19 protein-coding genes and 1 tRNA gene are annotated in these 22357 nt (G+C 70.0%); 15 read left to right on the forward strand and 5 right to left on the reverse strand.

Going from position 1 to position 22357, the window contains the following annotated elements:
• Positions 1–56 precede the first annotated feature (56 nt).
• From JL11_RS01455 to JL11_RS01480, 6 genes are all read left to right on the forward strand, one after another.
• A complete protein-coding gene (locus tag JL11_RS01455) occupies positions 57–1136 on the forward strand; it encodes an isoaspartyl peptidase/L-asparaginase family protein (RefSeq protein ID WP_054766752.1) in 1080 nt (359 codons plus the stop codon).
• 212 nt (positions 1137–1348) lie between these two features.
• Positions 1349–1615 (forward strand): hypothetical protein, encoded by a 267-nt coding sequence (locus JL11_RS01460; RefSeq protein ID WP_054764117.1) that lies wholly within the window; start codon positions 1349–1351, stop codon positions 1613–1615.
• An 84-nt stretch (positions 1616–1699) separates the two neighbouring features.
• Positions 1700–2560, forward strand: coding sequence for a hypothetical protein (locus tag JL11_RS01465; RefSeq protein ID WP_054764118.1), 861 nt, complete (start codon positions 1700–1702; stop codon positions 2558–2560).
• A 47-nt stretch (positions 2561–2607) separates the two neighbouring features.
• Complete coding sequence (locus tag JL11_RS01470; RefSeq protein WP_054764119.1) at positions 2608–3627, forward strand: fumarylacetoacetate hydrolase family protein; 1020 nt, start codon at positions 2608–2610, stop codon at positions 3625–3627.
• A 54-nt stretch (positions 3628–3681) separates the two neighbouring features.
• Complete coding sequence (locus JL11_RS01475) at positions 3682–4230, forward strand: CcdC protein domain-containing protein (protein ID WP_054764120.1); 549 nt, start codon at positions 3682–3684, stop codon at positions 4228–4230.
• A gap of 69 nt (positions 4231–4299) precedes the next feature.
• Positions 4300–4384 (forward strand) — tRNA-Leu (locus JL11_RS01480).
• 58 nt (positions 4385–4442) lie between these two features.
• On the opposite strand, the gene JL11_RS01485 is transcribed toward JL11_RS01480, so the two are convergent.
• The 4 genes from JL11_RS01485 to JL11_RS01500 all read right to left on the reverse strand — a co-directional run bounded on the left by JL11_RS01485 (position 4443) and on the right by JL11_RS01500 (position 9235).
• Positions 4443–5342 carry a manganese catalase family protein gene (locus tag JL11_RS01485; protein WP_054764121.1) on the reverse strand — a complete coding sequence of 300 codons (900 nt, stop codon included), beginning with the start codon at positions 5340–5342 and terminating at the stop codon, positions 4443–4445.
• A 26-nt stretch (positions 5343–5368) separates the two neighbouring features.
• Positions 5369–5890: a ferritin-like domain-containing protein gene (locus tag JL11_RS01490; protein WP_231681367.1), complete on the reverse strand. Its 522-nt coding sequence runs from the start codon at positions 5888–5890 to the stop codon at positions 5369–5371.
• Between the two features lie 337 nt (positions 5891–6227).
• Positions 6228–7124, reverse strand: a complete 897-nt coding sequence (locus tag JL11_RS01495; RefSeq protein WP_054764122.1) for an alpha/beta hydrolase — start codon at positions 7122–7124, stop codon at positions 6228–6230.
• A 77-nt stretch (positions 7125–7201) separates the two neighbouring features.
• Entirely contained in the window at positions 7202–9235 is a 2034-nt protein-coding gene (locus JL11_RS01500; protein ID WP_082382751.1) for an AsmA family protein, read from the reverse strand.
• A gap of 199 nt (positions 9236–9434) precedes the next feature.
• Between JL11_RS01500 and JL11_RS01505 the strand changes: the two genes are divergently transcribed.
• Positions 9435–9788: a hypothetical protein gene (locus JL11_RS01505; RefSeq protein ID WP_054764123.1), complete on the forward strand. Its 354-nt coding sequence runs from the start codon at positions 9435–9437 to the stop codon at positions 9786–9788.
• An 81-nt stretch (positions 9789–9869) separates the two neighbouring features.
• On the opposite strand, the gene JL11_RS01510 is transcribed toward JL11_RS01505, so the two are convergent.
• Positions 9870–11993 (reverse strand): S9 family peptidase, encoded by a 2124-nt coding sequence (locus JL11_RS01510; RefSeq protein ID WP_054764124.1) that lies wholly within the window; start codon positions 11991–11993, stop codon positions 9870–9872.
• Between the two features lie 111 nt (positions 11994–12104).
• Here JL11_RS01510 and JL11_RS01515 point away from each other — a divergent pair, with 111 nt between their 5' ends.
• The 8 genes from JL11_RS01515 to addA are packed head-to-tail and all read left to right on the forward strand — an operon-like array spanning position 12105 to position 22343.
• Positions 12105–12347 (forward strand): type II toxin-antitoxin system Phd/YefM family antitoxin, encoded by a 243-nt coding sequence (locus JL11_RS01515; RefSeq protein WP_054764125.1) that lies wholly within the window; start codon positions 12105–12107, stop codon positions 12345–12347.
• A complete protein-coding gene (locus tag JL11_RS01520) occupies positions 12344–12727 on the forward strand; it encodes a type II toxin-antitoxin system VapC family toxin (protein ID WP_054764126.1) in 384 nt (127 codons plus the stop codon). Before JL11_RS01515 ends, JL11_RS01520 begins: the two co-directional genes overlap by 4 nt.
• Before the next feature lie 40 nt (positions 12728–12767).
• Positions 12768–13625 carry a GNAT family N-acetyltransferase gene (locus JL11_RS01525; RefSeq protein ID WP_054764127.1) on the forward strand — a complete coding sequence of 286 codons (858 nt, stop codon included), beginning with the start codon at positions 12768–12770 and terminating at the stop codon, positions 13623–13625.
• Positions 13622–14080 carry a tRNA (adenosine(37)-N6)-threonylcarbamoyltransferase complex ATPase subunit type 1 TsaE gene (gene tsaE, locus JL11_RS01530; protein ID WP_054764128.1) on the forward strand — a complete coding sequence of 153 codons (459 nt, stop codon included), beginning with the start codon at positions 13622–13624 and terminating at the stop codon, positions 14078–14080. The genes JL11_RS01525 and tsaE overlap by 4 nt, the downstream gene beginning before the upstream one ends.
• Positions 14067–15164, forward strand: coding sequence for an N-acetylmuramate/N-acetylglucosamine kinase AmgK (amgK, locus tag JL11_RS01535; protein WP_054764129.1), 1098 nt, complete (start codon positions 14067–14069; stop codon positions 15162–15164). The genes tsaE and amgK overlap by 14 nt, the downstream gene beginning before the upstream one ends.
• Positions 15161–15877 (forward strand): N-acetylmuramate alpha-1-phosphate uridylyltransferase MurU, encoded by a 717-nt coding sequence (gene murU, locus JL11_RS01540; protein WP_054764130.1) that lies wholly within the window; start codon positions 15161–15163, stop codon positions 15875–15877. Before amgK ends, murU begins: the two co-directional genes overlap by 4 nt.
• The gene (gene addB / locus JL11_RS01545) at positions 15874–18927 is read left to right on the forward strand and encodes a double-strand break repair protein AddB (protein WP_054764131.1); all 3054 of its coding nucleotides are present in this window, start codon (positions 15874–15876) and stop codon (positions 18925–18927) included. Before murU ends, addB begins: the two co-directional genes overlap by 4 nt.
• The gene (gene addA / locus JL11_RS01550; RefSeq protein WP_054764132.1) at positions 18924–22343 is read left to right on the forward strand and encodes a double-strand break repair helicase AddA; all 3420 of its coding nucleotides are present in this window, start codon (positions 18924–18926) and stop codon (positions 22341–22343) included. The genes addB and addA overlap by 4 nt, the downstream gene beginning before the upstream one ends.
• The last annotated feature ends 14 nt before the right edge of the window (positions 22344–22357 follow it).

Below are 22357 nucleotides of genomic sequence, written 5' to 3' on the forward strand. Positions count from 1 at the left end.
CTCTTAAGAAGGTGCGCCGATTGCACTCGGTTTTCGGCGCCCGGAGGGACTTCACCATGCGCATCGCCTGTTCCGGACTGATTGCACTCTTTGCACTGTGCTTTTCCTCGGCCCGGGCCCAGGTCGAGGCCCAGGACGCCGCGCCCCAATGGTCGCTGGCGATCCACGGCGGGGCGGGCGTGATCGAGCGGTCCAGCCTGACGCCCGCGCAGGACGCGGCCTATCGCGCCGCGCTTCAAGCCGCGCTGGACGCCGGTTCGGCCGTGCTGAAGAGCGGCGGCTCGGCGCTGGATGCGGTCCAGGCCGCCGTCCAGGTCATGGAGGACGATCCCCTGTTCAACGCCGGGCGCGGAGCGGTCTTCACCGCAGCGGGTCGTAACGAGTTGGACGCCGCCGTCATGAACGGATCGGACCTGACCGCCGGCGCGGTCGCCGGCCTGACTGCGACCCGCCACCCGGTCGCCGCCGCCCGGGCGGTGATGGAGCGGTCGCCCCACGTCATGCTGATCGGTCCCGGCGCCGACGCCTTCGCCGCCTCGGTCGGGTTGGAGCAGGTCGATCCGGCCTTCTTCTTCACCGAGCGACGCTGGCAGGGTCTGGTCAAGGCCCTGACCGAGGCTGGCCTGCCCATACCGGAACGCCCCGCCGGCGCCCCCGCGCTCGTCGACCAATCGGCCGCCCCCCACGCCAGCGTCGCCCCGCCCCTGAACGAGAAGAAGTTCGGCACGGTCGGCGCCGTGGCCCTGGACAGCCAGGGCCGTCTCGCCGCCGCCACCTCGACCGGCGGCATGACCGCCAAACGCTGGGGCCGGGTCGGGGACGCGCCGATCATCGGCGCGGGCACCTATGCCTCCAACGCCGACGGCTGCGCCGTCTCGGCCACCGGCTCGGGCGAATATTTCATCCGCTCCACCGTCGCCCGCGACATCTGCCGCCGCACCGCCGACGGCGCGACCGTCCAGGCGGCGGCGGAGGCCGAAATCGCCGACGTCGGCTCGATCGGCGGCGACGGCGGCGTCATCGTCATGGGCCTGAACGGAACCCCCGCCTTCGCCATGAACACCTCGGGCATGTATCGGGGGGCGGTGTCTTCGAATACCCCGACCCGCGTCGCCATATACGCCGACGAAGACTGACCTCCTCTTTCGTCATCCTCCGACAAGCCGCGCAGCGGCGCAGATCGGGGGACCCAGCGGCGCGCGCGAGCGCGAACCTGTCGCGGACTCGCCCCTTAGCGTTCTTGCGGCGGATGGATTTCGCCTTCGGCGCCGCTGGCTCCCCCGGTTCCGCTGCGCGGCCCGGAGGATGACGAAAGCAAAAAGCCGTTTCCTCCTGTAAGACTGACCCCATGACACCCACCGACGACGAACTGACCAAGATGGCCGAGGAGGAGCTGGACGCCGCCTGCGCCATGCCCTTCGTCGAGTTGAAGAAGATCACCCCCTGGGGCGATACGTTCGAGGGCTTCGCCCCCTCCGGCCGCACGGTCGAGGTCGAGCGTCGCTATCTGTGGGCGGTCGAACCCGAGGGCGGCGTCATCGTCGAGGTCGAGGTGCGCGATCCCGCCGCCCGGGCCGGCGCCGAGGCCCGCGCCCTGCTGACCCCTGCCGCCTGAGGGCTGTCGTTAACCTTTTTCTTGGCCCGGCTTCGCCGCTGCGGCATCATGGTTCGGCGAATAACGGGTCAGACAGGGTGCGGCATGTCGGCGAGCGTCTCCAACTATCCGCAGGATTTCCAGACACCCGATCCGGCGGCGTTAGAACCCGTTGACTCCACTCTACTCCTTGGCGTCCACCCGCTGCTGCTCCTGCTGCTGGCGGCCCTGATCCTGGGTCTGACGGTCCTGGCCTGGCGGGCCGGCAAGGGCGCCACGACCACCCAGGCCGACGCCGCCGAATCAATCTGGCGCGCCGTCGACCGCGCCTGCCACGCAGCCATGACCGCCAACAGCGACGCCCTGGTCGGCGCCGCCAAGGCCCTGCGCGCCACCTATGACGACTGTCTGGGCGCCGTCGTCGTCCTGGCCGAGGGGCCGTCCAAGCCGCTGAAAGCCGTCGATCACGCCCTGAAGGGCCGGATCAAGGAGGCGGTCAAACCGAAGGAAGAGACGCCGCCGCAGGAGCCGACGGCCAAGTCCGACCAAGGGGCCCACCGTCCATCCCCCCTTCACCCCGCCGTCCCGGCCAATGTGACCGTGGTCTCCAACAGCCATGTGGTCATCAAGGGCGACCGGGTGGAGCACGGCCCCGCCGATGAATCCGGCCCCGCCCAAGCCCCCGGCGTCGCCGTGCTGGACAAGCCCTCCTACGCCCCGCTCCCGCCCCAGCCCGTCCCGCCGCCCGTTCCCGTTCCCGTTCCCGCCAAGCCGGTCGAGAAGGAGATCGAGCGAGAGATGACAAAGGCCGAACAGCTGACCGCCCTGCGCGAGGCCGTGGCCCAGTTCAACGACCACTGGTGCCGCCGCAAGGAGCGGATCGAGGAACTGCGCGCCGCCCACCGCCAGCTGTCCACGTCTCGCCCCGGCGGTCAGGCGCCCGGCCACGGCCGCAGCGTCCACTGATCCCTCCCTCTGTTCCCCCCGGCGCGATTTCGGTCTAGGCGTGGGGCATGAAACTCGCCTCGCTCAAGCACGGCCGCGACGGCCGCCTCGTGGTCGTCTCGCAGGACCTGCACTGGTTCACCGACGCCTTTCTGATCGCCCCCACGCTCCAGGCGGCTCTGGACGACTGGGCCCGCTGCGGCCCCCAGTTGGCGGCCCTGGCCGAGAGCCTGGAGCATGAGGCCGTGCCGCGCGGCCGTTTCCACGAAAGGGACGCCGCCTCCCCCCTGCCCCGCGCCTATCAGTGGGCCGACGGCTCGGCCTATGTGAACCATGTCGAACTGGTGCGCCGCGCCCGCGGCGCCGAAATGCCCGAAAGCTTCTGGACCGACCCCCTGATGTACCAGGGCGGCTCCGACGGCTTCCTGGCTCCCCGCGATCCCATCCCGCTGGCCGATCCGGCCTGGGGCTGCGACCTGGAGGCCGAGATCGTGGTCGTGACCGGCGACGTGCCCCAGGGCGCGACGCGGGAGGAGGCCCTGGCCACCGTCCGCCTGGTCGGCCTGGTCAACGACGTCTCCCTGCGCAATCTGATCCCGGCCGAACTGGCCAAGGGTTTCGGCTTCGTCCAGTCCAAGCCCTCAAGCGCCCTCTCGCCCGTCTTCGTCACGCCCGACGCCCTGGGCGACCGCTGGAAGGACGGCAAGCTGCACGGAACCCTGTCGGTTCAGCTGAACGGCCAGGATTTCGGCAAGGCCGACGCCGGGGTGGACATGACCTTCGACTTCGGAACCCTGATCGCCCATCTGGCCAAGACCCGGTCCCTGTCGGCCGGGACGATCATCGGCTCCGGCACCGTCTCCAACCGCGACGCCGACGGCGGACCCGGCAAGCCGGTCACGGAAGGCGGCCTGGGCTATTCCTGCATCGCCGAGGTCCGCACGGTCGAGACGATCCTGCGCGGCGCGCCCGAAACCCCCTTCCTGACCCACGGCGACACGGTGCGGATCGAAATGCTGGACGATCATCACCGCTCCATCTTCGGTGCCATCGAACAGACGGTGGCCCCGCTTCCGGCCGGGTCCTGACGGGTGTAGGCTGCCCCACGTCGGCTTCCGGGGGGGGGAGGCCCGGAGAACGACATGCCGCCTGAAAAACTGATTCCGCTTCTGGTCTTCCCAGCCGTCCTGGCGCTTGTCCTGCTGCGGAACCGGCGGCGGCGGCCGCTGAAGCTGAAGTTCATCTGGGTGACGCCGGCGGTGGTCCTGCCGCTGATCGCGCTTGGCCTTTGGGGTTCGACCCAGGCGCCCGGCGCGGTCCACGCGCCGTTCGGCCCCGCCGGCTGGGCGATCCTGGCCTTGGGCGGACTGTTGGGGGGCTTGGCCGGCTGGTATCGCGGCAAGACCGTGGCCATCGAAAAGGAGCCGGACGGCAGCCTCATGGCTCAGGCCTCGCCCCTGGGGCTGATCCTGCTGGTCGCCCTGTTCGCGGGCCGCACGGCCCTGCGCGACCTGATCGAAGGTCATGCGGCCCAGTGGCATCTGAACGCAATGGCCGTGACCGACGCCTTCCTGGTCTTCGCCATGGGGCTGATCGTCATGCAGCGCGTCGAAATCTACATTCGCGCCAAACGCATCCTCGCCGGCGGGACCGACGCCCATGTGGAGGTCGCGGCGCCGCCCGCCGCTTGACGGTGGGCCGACGCCGACGCGGTTGAATTGCGGCCGAGGCCGGTATAGGAGCGGTGCCTTCGCGCCTGTGCGGGTGTGGTGGAATTGGTAGACGCGCTGGACTCAAAATCCAGTTCCGAGAGGAGTGTCGGTTCGAGCCCGACCACCCGCACCAAAGATCAGATCCGGCGGACGCCGCCGCAGCCGCGCCCGCCGTCTCTCTTCTCGTCTCTTCAGTCTTCGATCGGGGTCGTCCGACCTGCGCCCGCCCCTGCGCCCAGGTCCGCGCCGGTCACGGGGTCCGACTCGGGGTCCGACATGGTCCGGCTCATGAAGGCTTCCACCGCCTTGCCCGCCTTGGCGTCCATCTCGACCGTGGCGTGGCCGTCGCCGCCGTCCACCGCCATCTGCATCTCGCGATCGGACACCACCTCCCACTGCTCGCCCTCGTTCCAGGGACCGGAGGCGTCGCCCTCGCCTTGGGACATGTTGTAATATTTGTCGGCGAACTCCGGCCGGCCGGGGATCTTGCCGGGCGGGAAGTTGGCGGGGATGGCGTAGAGCGCCTTTTCGAACGACTTCTGGTGCGCCACTTCGCGCGTCATCAGGAAGGACAGGGCGTCCTTGACGCCCGGATCGTCGGTGACGTTGATCAGCCGCTCATAGACGATCTTGGCCCGCGCCTCGGCGGCGATGTTGGAGCGCAGGTCGCAGGCCGGATCGCCGATGGAGTCGATATAGGCGGCCGTCCACGGCACGCCGGACGAGTTCACCAGGGCCGTGCCGCCGCCATAGAGGATCGACATGGTGTGGCTGTCTCCGCCAGAGGTCATGCTGGCGTAGAGATCCGCCTCTTCCTCGGCCGCCTCGGCCAGCTTGCCCTTGGCGCCGCGGTTCAACATGGCGACGATGGAGCCGATGACTTCCAGGTGGCTCAGTTCCTCTGTCGCGATGTCCATCAGCATGTCGCGCCGATTGACGTCCTCGTCGGCCAGTCCTTGGGTGAAGTAGCGCATGGCCGCCGCCAGCTCGCCTTGCGGCCCGCCGAACTGCTCCAGCATCAGGGTGGCCAAGCCGGGGTTCGGCTCGGCCACTCTTACCGTATACATCAGCTTCTTGTTGTGCATGAACATGGAGCAATCCTAGATTGTATCGCCGATCAACGGCTGGGGTTTTCGCCTTCGCGCTTAAGGCGCAGGAATTTATCGGTCAGGGTCGGCAGGCTCTCATCGACCCAGCGGGCCATCCGCTGCTCCTCCTCCAGGGTCGCAGCGAGCGGATCGAGCGCTGAGGTATAGTCGCCGTGCCGGGCCAGGAGGATCAGCCCCTTGTAGACGGCCGCCTCATAGTTCTCGAAGGCGAAGTTGGCGAAGGCGTTCTTCAGGATCTCGTCCTCGGCGAAGACATGGCCCATGGCCGCCATGGATCCGCCCATGGAAAGGGCGGCGTCCTTCAGGCCGGAAGGCGTCTCGTCAAACTGTCCCAGCAGCTGTTCCAGTCGGGTGATCTGCTGTTCGGTCTCGGCCCGGTGCGCCGTCAGCTGATCGGCGACCTCGGTGAAGTTCTTGGCGCGTTCGATCTGACGGTCCATCAGGGCCAGGGCCTGATGTTCGACCCCATGGGCGTTCTTCAGTCCGGTCACGAACACCTCGCGCCAGACGTCGTCTGTCATCACAGCCATACATCCGCTCCTTGATTGGGATGCGGAGGTAACCGGACCTGCCGGCCGATGTTTCCGGGTGTCGAATAGCGGACGCGCCGGAACGATCGCCGCCGTAATGCGCGTGCCGGACGGCCGGACCTGTGATGTGGAAGGGTCGCCTCTGCGGCGCGATCGGGGCGGCGATTACGCCGGGCCGACACTGCACGGCCTGTACCGGAGCCAGTCAGGTTCGGCGCGTCGCCGCGTCGGAGCCAGTCAGGTTCGGAACAGGCCGTGGAAGATCGAGGTACGATACAGGTTCGACCTGCGAAGGCTTTTGCCACTAAGTCGCAGTGTTGAAAAGATGCTTTTGTGCTTAAGCAAGTGTTTCGTCGTCCCGGTCCAAGGCGCGTCGCAGGAATCCGGTCACATCCTTCAAAACCGGGGCCTTGGCGCGAAACAGGGGCGAGAAGCTCGCCACCAGATCGGCGTGATCCAGGCCGGGATAGAGCTTGGCCTCAGACCGGCCGCCGACGGCGCGCTGGCGCGCGTGCAGCAGGCGGGTGTCCTCGTCATGGACCACGACGTCCGCCGTGCCGTGGCCCAGCCAGATCGGCGGAGCGTCGGGGCGGACGAAGGTGATCGGCTGGGTCAGGGTCGGATCGGGCGCCCGGCCGAAGGCGTTGCGGGACGCCGCCACATCGAAGGGCAGAAAGTCGTAAGGTCCCGCCAGACCGGCCGCGGCCCGGATCAGGTCCGGCCGCTCGACCGCCGCCATATAGCGCCGATCCAGGGTGATCATCATCGCCAGATAGGCGCCCGCCGAATGGCCCAGCACGCCCAGGCGGCGCGGCTCCCCGCCGTGGTCCGCCGCCGCCTCGGCCGCTGCAGCCGTCGCGGCGGCGGCGTCCTGAACGAAGGCGGGAAAGACCACCTGCGGAACCAGACGATAGTCCGGCAGGGCGACGACGAACCCCTGGGCCGCCAGGGCCTGCGCCGCCCAGCCATACAGGTCGCGCGACCCCGAATCCCAGCCCCCGCCATAGAAGAAGACCAGGACCGGATGGGGACCCGGCGCCTTGGGCGCATAGAGGTCCATGCGCTGGCGCGGGTCGTCGCCGTAAGGCAGGTCGCGCGCCACGCGACGCGCGCCGGCATCCCGCGGCCCCAGGCTGTTCAACAGGCCGAGCGGCGAAAGCGCCGGGGAGCTCAGGGGCGAACAGGCCGCCGCCACCAGTCCCAGGGCGGGCGCGAAAAGGCCCCGGCGCGTCATCTGATCCGATCCATGGACCTCAATACGCCCGACGAGGCGGATCGGCTCACACCGTCGAGACTCTTTTCCGGAAGGCCCTAGCGCGCGCCGGCGATCAGCTGGCCGCAGTTGGCGTCCTCCGCCAGACCGGGATCGACGAAGGCGAACAGGGCCGTAACCGGCGCCGCCACCGTGGCCAGGAGGCCGGCCAAGCCGCCCTGGCTCGCCACCGCGCCGACGTCCACCCCGACGCGGGGCGCCGTCAGCGGCCCCTGGACGGTGATGGGCGCCCAGACCCGCAGCAGACGCGGCTTCTTGGACTCGCCGTCGATCCGCAGGTTCAGCGTCTCCTGCCCAAGGTCGATCGTCCCCCCGCCCTGAGCCAGCACCACATCGGTGTCGATGACCAGGGTCTTGGCGGTGGCCGTCCCGCCGCTGACGTTGAAATCGGCGACGGCGCAGCGGATCTGGGCGGTCGACTGATCTCCGCTCAGCAACTTCAACAGACCCGCGCTGGCGTTGATGCCCAACAGTTCGGCGAAGGCGGCCCGCATCCGCCCGTCCGGCACGACCAGGCTGATCGTGCCCTTGGACGAGGCGGCGAACTGGTGGACCGAGGCGCCCGGTCCCTCCAGTCGGGCGCGGCCCAGGGCACGACCCGTCAGCGGCGGCGCGCCGTTCCGGGCGGGCACGATGGACTCAAGAGGATAGCCGCTCAGCCGCAGGTCGACCCGGCTGTAGGGTCGCGCCTGGGTGGCGTCGATCCGCGCCGTCCCGTTCAGCGCCCCGCGATTGAAGTCGAAGCTGATCGGGTCGAGGTTCAATATCCCGTCCTTCAGCTCGGCGCCCAGGTTCACCGCCCGCACGTCCAGCTCATTGGCCTTCACCGCAGCGGCGCGATAGGTCAGGCTGCCGTCCATCTGGCGCAGCCGTTCTGTCTGGAGCGGCGCGTCCGGCAGCAGTTTTCCGCCCTTCGCCACCGGCGCCTCCGTCTCGGTTCCGCGCGCATTGGTGACGGTCCGCGCCCCCAGGACGGCCGCCAGGTCGTCGATGTCCAGACGACGCGACGCCAGTTCGGCCTCGACCCGCAGCCGGCCGCCGCCCTGGACCCGCAGATCGCCGGACAGGTCCGAGGCCCCCACTCGGCCGTCAAAGTCGTTGAAGGTCCAGACGGCCTCGTTTCGCTTCAGCGCGCCGCTCAGCCGATAGGGGGGCGTATTGGGCAGGGTCAGGCCGGTCAGCAGATAGAGGTCCGCCAGATCGCGCCCCTCCAACGTCAGGGTCGCGTCGAACCGACCCAGGTCGAAGGGCCGGGTGACGGCGCCCGTAGCGGTCAGGCTGGAGCCCGCTCCCGCCATCCGGGCCTTGAAGCGATAGGGCCGGTCGCGGCGAATATTGACGAAGGGCCCGCCCTCGATCCGCAGCGTCAGAGGCGACCGGTTGACCGTCCCTTCGCCTTGCAGGAGGAAGCCCGCGTCGCCGTCTGCGCCTTCGTGCGCATCGACGGCCGCATCCAGGGTCATCTTGCGCCGCCGCTCTTCGAACACCAGACGCCCGTCGGTGATGACCAGCTTCTGAATCACCGGCAGTTTCATGCCTTGGCCGTCGTCGGCGTGGTCGGCGTTCAAAGCCCAGCTCTTGCGGCCGTCTTCGGCGGCGATCAGGACCACCTGCGGCCGGGTGAAGCGCAGCAGGGGCATTTCGACCTGGCCCGCCAGCAGCCGCCGCAACCGCACCGAGGCCTCGACCGTGTCGATTCTGGCCGTGTCGCGATCGCGCGCCCAGTCCGGGCCGCCGATCTTCAGTCCCTGGACCCTGACCGAGGGGGTCCAGCTGAAGAGATGAACATTCAGATCGCCGTCGATGGCGATGTCGCGGTGATATTCCGCCGAGGCCCAACGGCCGATCGGTCCCCTCAGCCGGTTCCAGTCGAAACAGGCCAGAAAGATCAGGACGACGGCGATCAGAAACAGGGTCAGGCCGCCGGCCCACCATTCGGCCGGTCCTGGGCGGCGCACGGCGGCGTAGACGGGATCATTGCGCCTGATCCAGTCGCGTCCCTGGACGGCGCGCGCCTTGGCCGAGGCGGCGCCCGCGCCGATCCGCGTCCTTAAGGCGTTCCAGTTCAACATCTTGGGCAAGGGCCGGCCTCCAGAAGCAGAGACAACGCCCCAAGGCGGTTTTGGCGCCGCCGCCCCTTTCGGGCCCGCCTCATCCGCCTCGATATTGGTCCGTTTACCGCATATTTTTCGCAATAGCTTTACATTGTAGAAAATGCGCGCATATTTGGTCCGAGTCCTGACTTTAATTCAGGCCGTAGGAGGATGCCCGATGACCCGTTTGATCACCCCCGCCCTGATCGCCGCCGCCTTGATCGCGCCCGGTCTGGCGCACGCCCAAACCCAGCCCGAAACGCAGGATAAGCCCCGTCTTCAGGCCGTTCGCGCCGAGCTCGACCGCGCTCAGACGCGCAGCTCTGCCGTCCAGCCGGTGATGATCTGTGAAACCGACGCCGCCACCCGGCGCGCCTACCAGCGCGAGTTCGGCGCCGCGCCCGTCTTCGTCACGGCGGAGGACGCCATGGCCGCGCGCCGGGCGGGTGAACATTGGGCCGCGCCCCGTTGCATGACCGAGCGGCAGTATGAGCGGCTGGTCTCCTCGACCCAGGACCGCGCCGGCCTCTAACCCCGTCGCGCCTTAAAAAAGGGGCGCGGCCTTTGCGGCTGCGCCCCTTCGTCGTTCCGGCGTCGTTCCGGCGCACCGCCCCTATTGGGCGGGGGCCAGGTGTTTGTTCAGCCAGCCGAACACCTCATTGTGCCATTGCAGGCTGTTGGCCGGCTTCAGCACCCAGTGGTTCTCGTTCGGGAAGACGATCAGGCGGCTGTCGATGCCGCGGCGTTGCAGGGCGGTGAAGGTGGACAGGCCCTGAGCCGTCGGAATGCGGAAGTCCAGGTCGCCCTGGACCACCAGCATCGGCGTCTTCCAGTTCTCGACATGGTTGGCCGGGTTGAACTTCTGATAGCCCTCCGGCCTGTCCCACGGCGTGCCGCCGTATTCCCACTCGGTGAACCACAGCTCCTCGGTCGAATAGCCCATGCCGAAGGTGTCGAAGACCCCGTCGTGATTGACCAGGCATTTGAACGCGTTCGACCAGTTCCCCGCGATCCAGTTGATCATATAGCCGCCGTAGGAGGCCCCCAGGGCGCAGGCGTTGGCGCCGTCCAGGAAGGCGTACTTCGCTTGAGCCGCCGCCCAGCCCTTCTGAAGGTCCTCCAGCGGCCGGTCGCCCCAGTGCTGGCTGATGGCGTCGGTGAAGGCCTGGCCGTAGCCGGTCGAGCCGTGGAAATCGATCATCACCACCGCATAGCCGGCGCCGGCGTAGGTTTCGGGATTCCAGCGATAGGACCAGCTGTCGCCGAACGAGCCCTGGGGGCCGCCATGGATCAGGAAGGCGACCGGATATTTGCGACCCTCGACATAGCCGACCGGCTTGATGACATAGCCGTGGACCGTCTCATTGTTCCAGCCGGGGAAGCTGAACTGCTCGTATTCCCCGAAGGCCTTGGCGTCCAGGGCCGGATTGGCCTGGGTCAGGCGACGCGGCGTTTCACGACCCAGATAGGTCTTGAAATACAGATCGCTGGGCGACTTCAGACTGTCCTGGGCGAAGACGAAGCCCGACGGCGTCTGCTGGAAGGCCGAGACATGGCCGGGTCCGGTGACCGGCGTCACCACCCCGTTGCGCGTATCCACCGCGAACAGCTTGGTCGAGCCGACGTCGCCGGCGGTCGTATAAAGGGTCTGGCCGTCGCGCGACCATTGCAAGGTGTCCGCCGAACGATCCCAGTTCGAGGCGATCTCGCGCTTCTGGCCCGACTGAACGTCCATCAGCACGATCTGATAACGATCGGCCTCAAAACCCGGACGCGCCATGGCGCGATAGGCCAGGGTGCGGCCGTCCGGCGAAAACACCGGGCCCGCGTCCCAGGCCGGATTGTCCTGGGTCAGATTGGTGAAGGTCCCGTCCCCGCTCAGGCCGTTGGTCTTCCACAGGTCGAAATTGGTGCTCCACGGCTCGCTCTTGCCGGCCAGACGCGCCGAAAAGACGATGGAGTCGCCGGCCGGGGTGAAGACGAAGTCGCTTTCGTCGCCGAACGGCTTGGACGGGGTGTCGCCGTCGAAGCCCTTGGTGACCCAGACCGGATTGCCGGTCGCCTGGCCGTTGCGGCCGATCGACTGGACGAACAGGTGGTTCTGGGTGTGGTCATTCCACGTGTCCCAATGGCGCACGAACATCCGGTCATAGACCTGGCCGGTCGACTTCCGCTCTGCCACGGCCTTGCCCATCTCGACCGAGGCATTCAGGTCGGCCGCGTCCGGATAGACGGCCAGAGACACCGCCACCTTGTCGCCCGAGGGACTGATCCGATAGGCGTTCACGTCCAGCGGCAGATTGGTCACCTGCACCGGCGCGGCCGTCGGCGAGGCGACGCGCCACACCTGGCTGGTCCCCGACTTGCCCGACAGGAAATACAGATTGCCGTCGGCGCCCCAGCGGGCGGTGTTGGCGCCCTGGTCCGAAATGGCCAGCCGGCGCGGCGCGGCGTCCGGCGTTTCCAGGTCCAATATCCACAGGCTGCCGCTGCGGCGGTTCGCCTCCACATCCGTCGTCGTCACCGAATAGACGACGTAACGGCCGTCCGGCGACACCTGCGGATCGCCCAGCCGGTTGGCCGAGATCATGTCCTGATAGGTGAAGGCGTCAGGCGTCGCGGCCGGCGCCGGAACCGGGGCGGGCGGAACCTGGGCCAGGGCCGGGGCGGCGCTCATCAGGGCGCCCGAGAAGGCGACGGCCGCGCAGGCGGCGAACAGGAGGGAACGGTGGCGCATGAAGCAGTCCTCGCAAAGCTTGCAGCGGCGAGGCGTAGCACCCTCGTTCGCCGGGCGGAAGTTGCTGACAGCTCAGAAGTTAGCTAAGCTGCTTGGACCAAGGAGCGCGACATGACCACCGTCACCGTCCACCACGCCAAGACCCATCTCTCCAAACTGATCGCCGCCGCCGAACGCGGCGAAGAGGTGGTGATCGCCCGCGGCGACAAGCCGGCGGTGCGGATCGTGCCGTTCGAGGCGGCGAAACCTGAACGCAGGCGAGGTCGGCTGAAGGGCATGGGGCGTTTCGACGAGAGCTTTTTTGATCCGCTGCCCGAAGAGGAACTCCGCCTCTGGGAGGGCCGGGGAGATTGAACCTCCTGCTCGATACCCACGCCCTGATGTGGTGGGTTTGGGACGACGAACGGCTGTCGGGCGCAGCCGACGACGCCATCCGGAACGCTGACGCCGTCTTTGTCAGCAGCGTGTCGGCCATCGAGATCGCGATCAAGTTTCGCATCGGCAAGCTGCCGAACGCCCACGCCCTGGCCGAGCAGTTTGCGGACGTCATGCGTCGAGAGGGGTTCGCCGAACTCCCTGTGAGCTGGCGCGAAGCCAGCCTGGCCGGTCGGATGGCCGGCGATCACCGCGACCCTTTCGACCGGCTGCTGATCGCCCAGGGCCTGCTCAACGACCTGACCCTGGTCTCGAACGAAACCCTGTTCGACGGCTTCGGCGTGGCCCGGCTCTGGTAGGCTTGCTCCCTTTCGCCGAACCGGCGACAAGCGGTCGTCCATGAATTCCGCCGCCCTTCCCGTCCGCCGCTCGCCCCACATCGTCGATGTGCTGATCGCCGAGCGTGCGCCCCGTCTGACCGCCTCGCCGCTGTGGCCGGCGGTGCGCCCGCTGCTCTATTCGATCTTGAACTACAAGGCGGCCGTGCGGATGGCCGACGCTGTGCGTGACCGCTCGGGCTCCGAGAGCCTGGACTATGTGTCGGACCTGCTTCGGCTGAAGGTGACGGCGTCCCCTCTGGACCGCCTGCCCGCGACGGGCCGGTGCGTCGTCGTCGCCAACCATCCGACCGGCATAGCCGACGGGGTCGCGGTCTATGACGCCGTAAAACGGCGCCGTCTCGACGCGGTCTTCTTCGCCAACGCCGACGCCCTGCGCGTCTCGCCCCGGCTCGCCGAGACGGTGATCCCGGTCGAATGGGTTCACGACAAACGCACCCGCGAGAAGACCCGCGCGACGCTGAACGCCGCCAAGGCGGCCTTCGAAGCCGAACGCTGCGTGGTCATGTTCCCCGCCGGCCGTCTGGCCCGCGTCGGCGCCGACGGCCTGCTGACCGACCCCGAATGGGCGCCGACCGCCGCCTCCCTGGCGCGGAAATACGGCGCGCCGGTCGTGCCCATGCACGTCGCCGGCCCCTACAGCCGGCTGTTCCACCTGTTCGACAAGGTTTCGCAGGAGCTGCGCGACGTGACCCTGTTCCACGAACTGCTGAACAAGGCGGGCAAGCCTTTCGATATCTTGGTCGGCCGCCCCATCCCGCCCGAACGGCTGGACGTGGACGCCGTAAAGGCCACCGTGGCGCTGAAACATTTCACCGAACGCACCCTGGCCGCCGATCCAGACGCGGTCTTCCCATGAAGGTCGAACTCCCTGACGCCGAGGCCACCACCCGTCTGGGCCAAGTCATCGCCCCCCTTCTGGCGCCGGGCGACAGCCTGCTGCTGTACGGGCCGCTGGGCATGGGCAAGTCCACCCTGGCGCGCGGCCTGATCCGCGCCCTGACCACGCCGGACGAGGAGGTGCCGAGCCCCACCTTCACCCTGGTCCAGTTCTATGAATCCGACCTGCCCGTCGCCCATTTCGACCTCTATCGCCTGACCCGGCCGGAAGAAGCCTTCGAGATCGGCCTGGACGAGGCCCTGGACGAGGGCTGCGCCCTCATCGAATGGCCCGAGCGGCTGGGCGAGGATCCGGGCCGGTTCTTGGGGCCCGACCGCCTTGTCATTGAGATTTCCGAACACGGCGACGGCCGTGTTGCGACCGTTTCCGGCGTAGGCCGGTGGGAAGACCTGATCGACCATGTCCGTCTCTGATCGCGAACAGCTTCGCCTCGACTTCCTGGCCGCCGCCGGCCTGGCCGAGGCTGCGCGCGCGCCTCTGCCGGGCGACGCCTCGACGCGGCGCTACGAACGGCTGACCCCGCCGGGCGGCCCCACCCTGATGCTGATGGACCAGGCGCCCGCCGCCGAGAGCCCGCCCGCCGATCCGGCCTGGACGCCCGAGCAGCGTCACGCCGCAGGCTGGAACGCCGTCGCCCGCCTTTCGGCCGGTCGGATCGAGGCCTTCGCCGCCGTCGCCGCCCATCTGAAGTCGCTGGGTCTGTCCGCGCCTGAAATCCCGGCCTTGGACGCGCCCAACGGCCTGGCGGTGCTGGAGGATTTCGGCGACGCCCTGTTCGCCCGCGTCATCGAGGACGGCGCCGAGGAGACGCCCCTCTATCTGACCGCCATCGAGGCCCTGGCCGCCCTGCACGAGGCCGGGACCCCGCCTGAGGTGCTGACCGGTCCCGGCGGCGACTGGCCGCTCCTGACCTATGACGAGACGGCGCTCCAGGGCGGGGCCGACCTGTTCGTCGACTGGTTGCCCCGTCTGGACGCGCGCGTCGCCTTCGACGCCGCCGCGGTGGCGGAATGGCGAGAGGCCTGGGCGCCGATCGTCGCCTCGGGCGCCGCCGGGGCCTCGGTCATGGCCCACCGCGACTATCACGCCGAGAACCTGATCTGGCTGCCCGAGCGTGAAGGCGCCGCCCGCGTCGGCATGATCGACTTCCAGGACGCGGTGCGCGCCCACCCGTCCTGGGATCTGCACTCCCTGCTTCAGGACGCCCGCCGCGACGTGTCGCCGGCGCTGGAGGCCGAGGCCCTGGACCGCTATTTCGCCCTTCGCCCCCAGGTGGACCGCGCCGCCTTCATGGCCGACTATGCCGGGCTAGCCGCGCTGAACGAGGCGCGGATCATCGGCGTCTTCGCCCGACTGATCGCGCGGGACGGCAAGCCCCGCTACCGCCAGTTCCTGCCGCGCATGTGGCGGCATCTGAACGCCAATCTGGACCAGCCGGCCCTGGCGCCCGTCGCCCGCTGGTTTGATCGCCACGTCCCTGTCGAGGTGCGCGCATGACCCCGCCGAAAACCGCGATGGTGCTCGCCGCCGGCCTGGGCACCCGGATGCGTCCCCTGACCGACGACCGGCCCAAGGCCCTGGTCGAGGTGGCGGGCCGCGCCCTGATCGACCATGTGTTGGACCGTCTGGCCGACGCCGGAGTGGAGACGGCGGTCGTCAATGTGCACTGGTTCGCAGACCGGCTGGAAGCCCATCTGGCCGCGCGCGGACGCGGCCCCCGCATTCTCATCTCCGACGAACGGGCCGAACTGCTGGAGACCGGCGGCGGGCTGAAGAAGGCCCGCCCCCTGCTGGGCGACGCCCCCGTCTTCGTCGCCAATATCGACAGCGTCTGGATCGACAGAGGCGACGCCCTGACCGATCTGATCCGCCTGTGGAACCCGGACATGATGGACGCCGCCCTCTTGCTGGCCCGCCGCGAGGGCTCCATCGGCTTCGAGGGCGACGGCGATTTCTTCCTGGCCGACGACGGCCGCCTGACCTTCCGCGGCGACGCCCCGTCCGCCCCCTTCGCCTATATGGGGGTCCACATCACCCGCCCCGGCTATGCCGACCAAGGCCCCGACGGCCCCTTTTCCCTCAGCCCCCTGTGGCGCAAGTCCGCCGCCGAGGGCCGTCTCTACGGCTGCGTTCTGGACGGCGACTGGATGCACGTCGGCGATCCCCAGGCGCGGGATCAGGCCGAGGTGAAATTGGCGGGATTGGAGTGAGCGCGTTCGATCCCTTCACGGCGGCCGGCCCCCGCTGCTACGCCGTCCCCGCCCACCGGCCCTTCCTCGAAGACCTGGCCGCCGGCGTCCTGGCCTGGCTGGGCGATCTGCCGCCCGAGACCCTGTCCGACGCCACCCTCCTTCTGCCCAACCGCCGCGCCGCCCGCGCCTTCACCGGCGCCCTGTCGAAACTCTCGCAGGGCCGCCCCATCCTGCTGCCCCAGGTCCGGCCGCTGGGCGATCTGGAGGAGGACGAGCCCCCCTTCACCCCCGGCGCCCTCGGCCTCGACCTGCCGCCCGCCATCCCCGCCCTGACCCGCCGGTTCGAGATGGCGCGGATGATCGTCGAACAGTTCGACGGCACCCTGACGCCGATGCGCGCCCTGGATCTGGCCGATGCCCTGGGCGGCTTCCTCGATTCCTGCCAGCTGGAAGAGGTCCAGAACCCCGAACGGATCGCGACCCTGGTCGATGGCGAAATGGCCGAACACTGGGAACGCTCGGCCGAGTTCCTGGGCCTGGCGGTCGAGGCCTGGCCCAAACGCCTCGCCGAACTGGGCCTGGTCGATCCGGCCTGGCGCCGCGCCACCCTGCTGAGACGCCTGGCCGAACTGTGGGACCACACGCCCCCGACCCAGGCCGTCATCGCCGCCGGTTCGACCGGCACTGTCCCCGCCGCCGCCGACGTCCTGGGCGCCGTGGCCAGAGCGCCCCTGGGCTGCGTCGTCTTGCCCGGCCTCGATCTCGATCTGGATCCGGCGGTCTGGGACCGGCTGGACGAACAGCATCCGCAAAGCGCCATGAAGCGACTGCTGGACCGGGTCGAGGTCGCCCGCGCCGACGTCCGCCCCTGGTTCGCCCCGACCCAGCCCCCCGCCGCTCTCGCCCGCCGCCAGGCCCGCCAGCGCCTGGTCAACGAGGCCCTGCGCCCCGCCGAGGCCACCGACGACTGGCGCCGCGCGATCCGCGACCTCCGCTCGACCGCCGCCGCGCGCGGCGAGGCCCGCGACCCCATAGCCGAAGGTCTGCAAGGCCTGTCCCTGCTGACCGTCCGCGCCGAGGAGGAGGCCGCCGCGGCCATCGCCCTGATGATGCGCGAGACGCTGGAAACCTCCGGTAAGACCTGCGCCCTGGTCACCCCGGACCAGGCCCTGGGCCGCCGCGTCGCCGCCCGGCTGGAACGCTGGGGCGTCATCCCCGATTCCTCGGCAGGCAGCCCCCTGTCGCGCCTGCCCGCCGGCGCCCTGGTCGATCTGTGCGCCCGCTGGATCGCCGATCCGGTCCAGCCCCATCTGCTGCTGGCGATCGTCAAACATCCGCTGGTCCGGTTCGACCTGGGCGACGCCCCTCAAGCCGCCGCCGTCGCGGCCCTGGAAGAACACGCCCTGCGCGGCCCCCGCCCCCGCGACTTCGCCGCCGTGCGCCGCCGTCTGCTGGAAGCCGTTCAGCCCGACCGGCGCGGCAAGGCTCCGCCCGAGTGGAAGCGCGACCGCCTTTCGGCCGCGACGCGCCTGGTCGAGCGTCTGCAAATCGCCGTCGAGACCGCGACCGCCGTCTTCACCCCCGAGGCGGATCTGAACGTCGCCGCCTCGGCTCTGACGCGCCTGATCGAGACCTTGGCCAGCCAGGACGCCTGGGCCGGTCCCGACGGCGAGGCCGCCGCCGCCCTCCTGTCCGGCCTGATCGAGGGCGGCGCCGCCCTGGGCCGCATCGACCGGGCCGACTTGGCCGAGCTGACCTCGTCCCTGGTGCGCGAGACCGTGGTCCGCACCGGGGGCGCCACCCATCCGTCTCTGCGGATTCTCGGGGCCATCGAGGCCCGGCTGGTGCGCGCCGACCGAATGATCCTGGCGGGCTTGGAGGAAGGCGTCTGGCCCCAGGCCGCGCCCACCGACCCCTTCCTGTCGCGCCCGATGCGAAAAGCGCTCGGCCTGCCCCCGCCCGAACGCCGCCTGGGCCAGACCGCCCAGGACTTCGTCCAGGCCGCCTGCGCCGAGGAGGTGATCCTGGTCCACAGCGAAAGGCGCGGCGGCCAGCCCGCCGTGCGTTCGCGCTGGCTGTGGCGGCTGGAGATGCTGACGCGGGGGGCGGGAGTCGACCTGCCCCGCCCCAGCACGGTCCTGGACTGGACCCGCGCTCTGGACGCGCCGCCGCCCGGCCCGCCGCGCTTCGCCAAACGGCCCGAGCCGCGCCCGCCGGTCCATCGCCGCCCGCGCAGCCTCTATGTCACCCGCATCGAACGCTGGGTGCGCGACCCCTACGCCATCTACGCCCTGTGGGTGCTGGGGCTGGAGGCGATGGAGCGGCCCGGCGCCTCGGCCGAAGCGCTCGCCCGCGGCAACGCCGTCCACGCCGCTGTCGAACGGCTGACGCTGGACTGGCCCCATGACCTGCCCGACGACTGCGAAACCATCCTGCACGACCATCTGCTGCGTGAACTGGGCGCGCGCGGTTTCGAGGATGCGGCCATGGCGCGCGAGGCGCCGCTCGCCCGCAACTGCGCCCGCTGGCTGACCGAGTTCGAGCGCCGCCGCCGCGCGCGCGGGATCGACATCCTGGTCGAGCAGCAGGGTGCCCTGACCTTCGACGCCCCCGCCGGCCCCTTCACCGTCAAGGCCTTCGCCGACCGGATCGAACTGTCGTCCGACGGGGCGGCGGTGATGGACTTCAAGACCGGGGCCGCGCCGTCCGCCAAACAGGTCAAGTCCGGCTTCGCCCCGCAACTGACCCTGACCGCCGCCATCCTGGCCGACGGCGGGTTCGAGGGCGCCAAGGGCCCGGTCACGCCCGACGAACTGACCTATGTCCGCGTGGTCGGGCGCAAGACGGCGGGCGAGGTCATCACCCGCGCCTCGGGCGCCGAGGCGGCCGACCTGGCCCAGGCGGCGCTGGACGGACTGAAGCGGTTGGTTGCCAAATACGACAACGAGTCCATGCCCTATCTTTCGTGGACAGCACCGCACTCGATCAAAAACCAGGGCGGCAACTACGACCATCTGGCCCGCGTCTGGGAATGGTCGGTGATCGGCGACGGCGAGGACGGCGAATGAGCCTCTCCCCTCAGATCGTCGCCGCCGATCCGCGCCTGACCGTCTTCGTCACCGCCAACGCCGGCTCGGGCAAGACCACCACCTTGGTCAACCGGGTGGCGCGGCTGTTGCTGGATCAGGTCGATCCCGGCGCCATCCTGTGCGTCACCTACACCAAGGCCGCCGCCGCCGAGATGCAGGCCCGGCTGTTCGACCAGCTGGGCGGCTGGGCCGTGCTGGACGACGCGGCCCTGTCGCGCGAACTGGCCCGGCTGGACGACGGCGACCCGCAGACGATGGATCACGCGGCGCTTTCCCGCGCCCGCAAACTGTTCGCCCGCGCGCTGGAGACGCCCGGCGGGCTGAAAATTCAGACCCTTCACGCCTTCTGCGAAAAACTGCTGCGTCGTTTCCCGCTGGAGGCCGGAGTCTCGCCCCGCTTCACCGTGTTGGAAGACCAGGCCGCCGCCGCCCTCAGCCATGCCGCGCGCGAAGACCTGGCCCGCGCCGCCGTCGCCGACCCGGACGGTCCCATCGGCCGGGCCTACAGCCATTTCGCGGTCGAGCTGGACTGGCAGAGGTTCCAGGCCCTGCTGTCGATGATCGAGGCCAGGCGCGCCGATCTGCTGGACTATATCGACCGCGCCGAGGCCGGGACCGCGCCCGACCCTTACGCCCTCACCGGGGCCGAAGCGGGCCGCAGCCTGGAAGACCTGGAGCGGGACTTCATCGCCTGGATCGACCCCGCCGAATGGAACCGCATGGCCGAGGCCATGGCGACCGGCTCGACCAACGACCGCAAGATCGCCGACGCCATGAGCGTCGCCGCCCCGCCCCACGCCGGCTTCGCCGCCCTGGCGGGCGTCTTCTGCACCCAGGCGGGCGAACCGCGAAAAAGCATGGGCACCAAGTCGGCGCCCCAGGGGGCCGTCGGCTGGCTGCTGGACCTACAGGCCAAATTCCTCGCCACGCGCGAAGCCCTGAGGAAGGCCAAGGTCGCCGACGACACGATCAAGGTCCTGACCCTGGCCCGCGCCCACGCCGCCTTCTACGAGGCCGCCAAGGCCCAGCGCGGCGCCCTGGACTTCCCCGACCTGGTCGCCCGCGCCGCCGCCCTTCTGACCCGCAGCGGGGCCGCCGCCTGGGTGCTGTACAAGCTGGACGGCGGGGTCGACCACGTCCTGATCGACGAGGCCCAGGACACCGCCCCCGACCAGTGGGCCATCGTCCGCGCCCTCACCGGGGAGTTCTATTCCGGCCAGACGTCGGGCCGCACCGTCTTCGCCGTCGGCGACGAGAAACAGTCGATCTACTCCTTCCAGGGCGCCCGCCCGGAACGTCTCCGCCAGGAGCGGGCCGACTTCCTGGCCCTGGCCGAGGGCGCCGGCGAGCCCTTCGCCGGGCCGGAGCTGAACACCTCCTACCGTTCGACCGAGGAGGTGCTGGCCTTCGTCGACGCCGTCTTCGCCGATCCCGACCGCACCCGCGCCCTGACCGGCCCCCAGGGCGACATCGCCCGCCACATCCCCGCCCGCATCGGCCAGCACGGGGCCGTCGACCTGTGGCCCCTGTTCCTCGACGAGCCCGCGCCCGAAACCGACGCCTGGGACGATCCGGTCGATCAGGAGAGCGCCGGCAGCGCCCGGAAGCGCCTGGCCCGCGACCTGGCCCGCGAAATCCGCCGACAGGTCGAGAGCGGCCTGGCCGTCTTCGACAGCCGCACCCGCGACCTGCGCCCCGCCGGCTACGGCGACTATATCGTCCTGGTCCGCCGCCGTGACGCCACCTTTGAAGAAATCATCCGCGCCCTGAAGACCGAAGGCGTGCCCGTCGCCGGCGCCGACCGGCTGAAACTGTCCAGCCATATCGTCTTCGACGACCTGATCTCGCTGGCCCGCTTCGCCCTCTTCCCCGACGACGACCTGTCGCTGGCCGAGGTGCTGCGCAGCCCCCTGTGCGACGTGGACGAGGACGGCCTCTACGCCCTCGCCGGGCGCGAGAACCGGAAAGGCGGCCAGCTGTGGCGCGACCTGCGCGACCGGGCGCACGAACGCCCCGAATGGACCCGCGCGCGCGACACGCTCCAGGCCGCCATAGCGGCGCGCGGCGGCGACCCGTTCGCCTTCTTCTCCCAGGCCCTGAACCGCGTGGACGACTTGGGGCTCTCCGGCCGCGCCCGCATCCTGGCCCGGCTGGGCCGCGAGGCCGAGGAAGCCATAGACGAGACCCTGAACCAGGTGCTGGCGGCCGAGAACCGCGGCGCGATCGATCTGGAGACCTGCCTGGCCCAGCTCGAGGCCGCCGACGTCGAGGTGAAGCGCGAACTAGAAGGGGCGCGCGGCGAGGTCCGCGTCATGACCGTCCACGGCGCCAAGGGGCTGGAGGCGCCGATCGTCATCCTGCCCGACACCACCATGAAGGCGAAGGCCCAGGGGCCGTCCCTGATGCCCGCCGTCACGCCCGAGGGCGAAGGCGAAGCCTGGCTGATGGCGCCCGGCTCGGCCCGTGACGACTGCCCCGCCTCGGCGGACGCTCGCGCCGCGCGCCAGGCCCGCACCGACGACGAGACCCTGCGCCTGCTCTATGTGGCCCTGACCCGCGCGCGGGACCGCGTCATCGTCATGGGCCGCGCCTCCAGCCGGGGCGCCGAGGCCGGCAGCTGGTGGTCGGTGATCGAGGAGACCTTCGACCGGCTGGGGGATCAGGTGCGCGAGGTGGAGAACGGCGTCCGCCGCTTCGGCGTCGATCCCGAACATCGCCCGACCCAGGCCGCCGCGACCGCCTCCGCCGACGCCCTGCCCGCCTGGGCCGCAGTGCCGCCCCCGCCCGACGCCGCCGCCCGCTTCGCCTCGCCGTCGCGGATGGAAGGCCAGGTCCGCATCCCCGCTCCCTCGCCGCTGGCCCGCAGCGCGGCCGGCGGCGCGTCTTTGGGCCGGTTCCGCCGCGGCGACCTGATCCACCGGCTGCTGGAGCGCCTGCCCGAGATCGCGCCCGCCGATCGCCCCGACGCCGCACGGCGCCTCTTGGCGCGCGAGACCGATCTGGACGAGGCCCAGCGCGCCGAGATGATCGCCGCCGCCTTCTCGGTGCTGGACGACGCCCGCTTCGCCCCCGTCTTCGGCCCCGGCTCCCGCGCCGAGGTCGCCCTGACGGGGTCCGCCCCCGGCCTGCCGTCCGGCGTCGCCGTCAACGGCCGCATCGACCGGCTGGTGGTCACGCCCGAGCGGGTCCTAGTCATCGACTACAAGACCAACCGCCCCGCCCCGGACGCCCTGGACCGGGTCGATCCCGCCTATGTGCTCCAGGCCGCCGTCTATGTCGCCGTGCTGAAACGCCTCTATCCCGACCGCCCGGTCGAGGCCGCCCTGGTCTGGACCGACGGACCCAAGCTGATGCCGATCCCGCAGGCCATGCTGGAGGCGGCGCTCGCGCCCTAACCCCCGTCATCCTC

The sequence above is a fragment of the Brevundimonas sp. DS20 genome, from assembly GCF_001310255.1.
GTDB lineage: Bacteria > Pseudomonadota > Alphaproteobacteria > Caulobacterales > Caulobacteraceae > Brevundimonas > Brevundimonas aurantiaca.